This is a genomic window from Peribacillus sp. P4_C12 (genome assembly GCF_056402095.1).
Genome location: NZ_JBFUIB010000317.1, coordinates 1 through 4332 on the forward strand (window position 1 = coordinate 1; position 4332 = coordinate 4332).

Annotated in this window: 4 protein-coding genes; 3 read left to right on the forward strand and 1 reads right to left on the reverse strand. The window is 40.1% G+C overall.

Annotation, left to right across the window (positions count from 1 at the left end; genetic code table 11):
* The 3 genes from AC1DUW_RS21885 to AC1DUW_RS21895 all read left to right on the forward strand — a co-directional run.
* On the forward strand, window positions 1-1175 hold a 1175-nt coding region (locus AC1DUW_RS21885), incomplete at its 5' end, for a sensor histidine kinase (protein WP_477643446.1).
* A 65-nt stretch (window positions 1176-1240) separates the two neighbouring features.
* The gene (locus AC1DUW_RS21890) at window positions 1241-1789 is read left to right on the forward strand and encodes a PepSY domain-containing protein (RefSeq protein WP_477643447.1); all 549 of its coding nucleotides are present in this window, start codon (window positions 1241-1243) and stop codon (window positions 1787-1789) included.
* Window positions 1790-2076: 287 nt separating this feature from the next.
* The gene (locus AC1DUW_RS21895) at window positions 2077-2565 is read left to right on the forward strand and encodes a tetratricopeptide repeat protein (RefSeq protein ID WP_477643448.1); all 489 of its coding nucleotides are present in this window, start codon (window positions 2077-2079) and stop codon (window positions 2563-2565) included.
* A 303-nt stretch (window positions 2566-2868) separates the two neighbouring features.
* Here the strand turns inward: AC1DUW_RS21895 and AC1DUW_RS21900 are convergent, their stop codons facing one another.
* Window positions 2869-4137: a hypothetical protein gene (locus AC1DUW_RS21900; protein WP_477643449.1), complete on the reverse strand. Its 1269-nt coding sequence runs from the start codon at window positions 4135-4137 to the stop codon at window positions 2869-2871.
* Between the last annotated feature and the right edge of the window lie 195 nt (window positions 4138-4332).

Genomic DNA, 4332 nt, shown 5'->3' on the forward strand with positions numbered 1-4332 from the left:
GCAATTCTAGCTTGGTAGAGCCATATACCCCAGACGATGGAATGGTACGGGTATTTAACTCCGAAAAACGCTTGGTCAACATATTTACTGATGAAGAGGACCTCCAGGGGCTTATAATAAAATCCGTTAACGAGAAGGGATATGATTTTACCAAAGTCGACGGAGAGTATGTGTTAACCTACCGCTATCCTTATCCGGAAGAAGGTAAGCCGCTTGGAATGATTGAGGTCACCCAGGCACAGGACACCCTTCTTGATAATTTATCAACACTTGCACTTGTGCTTGTTGGTTCATCCCTTTTTGTCATTCTTTTATCCATTTTTGCTGGCAAGTGGTTGGCAAATCTAATTCTTAAACCAATATCCATCATGAGCGGGACAATGATGGATATTGAGGAAAGTGGAGAATTCAAACGGATTCCGCTATCGGATCAATCAAAGGACGAACTACAGGTAATGGGAGTTTCATTCAACAGGATGATAGAAAGGCTAGAACGGAATTATAACCAACAGCAGCAATTCCTTTCAGATGCTTCACATGAGTTGAAAACACCGATTACGGTTATTGAAAGCTATTCCTCACTATTGAAACGCTGGGGAATGAAGGATGCAGCGATTCAGGAAGAGGCAGTGGAAGCGATCCATCATGAAGCCATCCGGATGAAAAAGTTGACGGAACATCTTCTACAGGCGGCTTCCCAATCGGAACCTTCAGTCGATATGGAGGAAAAAATCGAACTTATTTCATTTTGTGAACAGATTGCCCAAACGTTTAGACGGACTGGGAATCGTGAAATAAATATACAATCCGAGTTTAAGGAAATATATGCAATGATCATTTCCAGTAAGCTTGAACAGGTGTTGGTCATCCTATTGGACAATGCCATGAAATACAGTGAATCGGGTATAAAAATCTTGATTAATCAGCAGGGAAATGAAGTTTTTATTGGAGTGAAAGATCAAGGTGTAGGCATATCACCAGAACATCTGTTACATGTATTTGAACGTTTCTATCGTGTGGATTCATCGAGAGCAAGGAAAACGGGAGGCAATGGACTCGGTCTTTCCATTGCTCGATCAATTGTTGAGTCATTCGGCGGCAAATTGGAAATTCAAAGCGAAGTGGGAGAAGGAACGTCGGTGACGATTATTCTTTCTCATCAAATTCTAATCTAGCGTTCATGTTCGTTTCATGAAGGATTGTTATTCTTAAGGTAACAAATTAAAGGAGGAATTCATTCATGAAAAAGCAGTGGAGCACGATAAAACAAGGTATCATTCAAAGGAAAAAGGTAATTATGACGGTGTCCATAGCCTCCGTATTGCTTTTCGGTGGTGCTGCCGGAACGGCCGTATATGCAGTCAATAAGGGTGCGCTATCTGAAGACGAGGCTGTCAAAATGATTTCAGAAAAACTAGGTGGGGAAGTTACTCAATTTGAAAAAGATTGGGACCAGCCGATGACCTATGAGATGACCGTTAAAACGGAAGAAGGCTATCAAGACGTAGATGTGGATGCTGAAAAAGGAGAGATTCTTTCTCAGGAGATGGAAGACGATGATGATGAGGATATGAGCACTCAAAAAGCGGTGGAAACTGCAAAAATCAGTATGGATCAAGCTGAAAAGATTGCTTTGAAAAAGGTGGATGGCCAAATTACGGATGTAGAGCTGGATTCTGAGAATGGCATCCTTGTATACGAACTGGAGATAAACCAAGGACAAAAGGAATATGACGTAGTAGTTGATGCTACTACGGGGAAAGTATTAAAAACCGAATTGGAAAATTAATCGAATATCAAGACCAAAAGTTGTTTCGATTACGTAACATTATTGTTAATAATCTTGCTGAAATGATTATTAAAGACTAAAAGGATTTGCCATGGGGCAGATCCTTTTTTTTGTTAGTAATCTAAATGCTTACAAAATCCATTAAAAGAATAGTTGATACAGTATCTGGTCAGTCATATTAGTTTTTTTCTTATAAATGAACAATGGCAATATCCGTTTCGAAATTAAGAAGGAATTAAAGGGTTCCTCCAGAATAAGGGACATAAAGATCTTATCTAATAGGGGGAATGAGAGTGAAGAATTTAGAAGCGGCACTATCGTTACGGTGTAAGAAAGAGTTTGAGAAATCAAATCAACTTTTAATGGAACTCGCAAAGCAAAATCCCGAGGATGCTGTAATTCAGTATCAATGTGCCTGGAGTTTGGATATTCTTGGGCTTGAGTCACAGGCTGTGCCCTATTATGAAACAGCGCTCACATTGGGTTTATCAGAGGAGGATGCTAAAGATGCATATTTAGGGTTGGGGAGTACATATCGTACCATTGGAGAATATGAAAAATCAAAGCGAACATTAGAAACAGGGCTGAGCAAATTTCCTGAGGACAAGGCTTTAATAGTATTTAGAGCAATGGCATTCTATAATTTAGGACATCATAATTTGGCAATGGAATCTTTACTGAAAATTATTGCGGAAACTTCTAAGGATCATGCAATCCAGTCATATGCAAAGGCAATAGAATTCTATAGCGATAAACTTGATACAGTTTGGAAGTGAAAAATAATAAAACAGTGAGGATTCATCCCCAAATTATCCACAAAACCTTAAGAAGACAAGTAATCTAGAGCTTGTGTGCATACTTTCGGACAAATAAATGGGCAAAATACATAAGAATGAATGTTACTCACAGCAATTGTGGATAATAATTTGTTTATAAAATGCTTCGGGTCAATTTATTGGATAATTATATGTGGATAACCTTAAAATGTGGATAACTGTACTTTTATGTGCCACCCTTTTCCACAGGTAATCCACATATTCATCTTTTCATGACGAAAAAAGCGCCGACACACACAGCGCTTAAACATTCATGAACTTATTTCTGTAGTGACTTAAGGCCAATAGCGGATAAATATAGCGATAGCTGTGATAATGGATATACGAAAGATTTGCCAGTGCCTGACCTGCAGGATAGTCATTGGTCCAGCTTTCTTTTTGGGCCTCACGAATGAGATAGATGATGCCTTTTTCGATTTCGGGTGTCGGCTTTTCGGATGCTGAAATCAACGCATCCACAGCCCAAGCTGTATGGGTCAGGGTGCTGGTCCCGAGAGGTATATAATGTTGCTTGATGTCACTGTAACAAGATTCTCCCCAGCCTCCATCTTTATTTTGAACTTTCTTTAACCAGGCCAAAGCTTTTTGGATAGCTGGGTGTTCAGAGGATTGCCCAGCTGCCTTAAGGCCAGTCAGTACAGACCATGTGCCATATAGGTAGCAAATTCCCCAGCGTCCGTACCAAGATCCGTCGCGCTCCTGGTCTTTCAAGAGCCAATCTACGGCTCTTTTGCTGACTTTCTCAGGTTTCTTCAAATTTGTATAGTTCCCTAAAAATTCAAGTGTTCTTCCTGTTAAATCAGCGGTCGATGGGTCAGTTAGGAAATATTTAGCTCCTTCGAAAGGGGTAAGGTGTAACCATTTATGATCGTTATTTCTTTCGAATGCAGGAAATCCGCCATCATCATTTTGCATGGAAATCGTGAAGGCGACACCACGCTGCCAGCTGTTCTGATTATCAGGGTTTGTTTGCAATTGACCGGCAAGCGCCCGTAGTGAAGCAGTCGTATCATCTACATCTGGATTCATCGTGTTCAAATCTGAGAAACCCCAGCCGCCTGGAACCGCGTTAGGGTTATGAACCAGCCAATCACCATACATATAATGCTGACGGGAAAGTAAGTACTGATTTGCGGCTTTAACAGTTTGATCTTTGGAAGGCAATCCTGCTTCTTGTAAAGCATAGCTGATTAAGGAGGTATTCCAAACATGGGCTGTTGTAAATTGGATATGAGTGTAACCATCAACTGAACAGGCCATTCCCTTCAAACCGGCAACTGCTTTTAGGATCACCGGATCTTTTTTCGAATAGCCGGTTGAGAGAAGTGCAAAGATCATGAAAAAGGTAGAAACAAAATAATTGTAAAGTGTTCCGTCGGGCTCTAGCCGGTCGAGCATATATCTTTTCGTTGACTCTAGGGCCAAGGAATGCAAATAATCTGGATAACCAATTAAGGTTTTGACACCTGTTTGAAGTTTGGAAAAGAAAGAGCGAGACATTTTCTTGGACAAACAAAGTGGAAAAGATTTCAATCGAACTCAAAATCAGTTGATTGTTGGAAAACAGGAGGGTTGAATAACTTAAAGCGATGGGGGAATTAGACGTTAAAAAGCTGACATTTTATAAGTTGGTATAAGAATACGAAAGAGATGTAAAAAGGAATATTATATATGAAGAAACTCGTCTAAAAAGAGCATCTGCTAAGG